The organism is Burkholderia sp. AU4i (assembly GCF_000466765.1).
In the GTDB taxonomy this organism is placed as follows: domain Bacteria; phylum Pseudomonadota; class Gammaproteobacteria; order Burkholderiales; family Burkholderiaceae; genus Burkholderia; species Burkholderia cepacia.
Genome location: NZ_ASSI01000370.1, coordinates 1 through 579, shown reverse-complemented (window position 1 = coordinate 579; position 579 = coordinate 1). Strand labels below are relative to the sequence as shown.

Below are 579 nucleotides of genomic sequence, written 5' to 3'. Positions count from 1 at the left end.
CCGTCTTCGGCAGCGACAGCAGACCGCCCGCCGTAATCGCGCGCGCGCCGTACGACACGCGCTTGCCGCCTTCGAGGAACGCGCGGATCGACGGGTGCGTCTTGTAGCGCTGGAATTCCTCGAACGGCGACAGGTACGGGTTCGTGTAGCCCAGGCCCACCACGAAGCCGACCACGACCTGGTTGTTGTCCATGTGATACAGGAACGAGCCGCCGTAGGTGTCGGACTTCAGCGGCCAGCCGGCCGTGTGGATCACGAGGCCCGGCTTGTGCTTCGCGGGATCGATTTCCCACAGCTCCTTGATGCCGATCCCGTACGCCTGCGGATCGGCGTTCGCGTCGAGCTTGAACTTCGAGATCAGCTGGCGGCCGAGGTGGCCACGGCAGCCTTCGGCGAACAGCGTGTACTTCGCGTGCAGCTCCATGCCGAGCTGGAAGTTCTCGGTCGGCTCGCCGTCCTTGCCCACGCCCATGTTGCCGGTCGCGACGCCTTTCACGGAGCCGTCGTCGTTGTAGAGAATCTCCGCAGCCGGGAAGCCGGGGAAGATCTCGACGCCCAGCGCCTCGGCCTGCTGGCCCA

1 protein-coding gene is annotated in these 579 nt (G+C 66.1%); it reads right to left on the bottom strand.

Going from position 1 to position 579, the window contains the following annotated elements:
- Positions 1–579: NAD(P)/FAD-dependent oxidoreductase (locus tag L810_RS42665; protein WP_042978385.1), on the bottom strand; the 579-nt coding region annotated here is incomplete at both ends.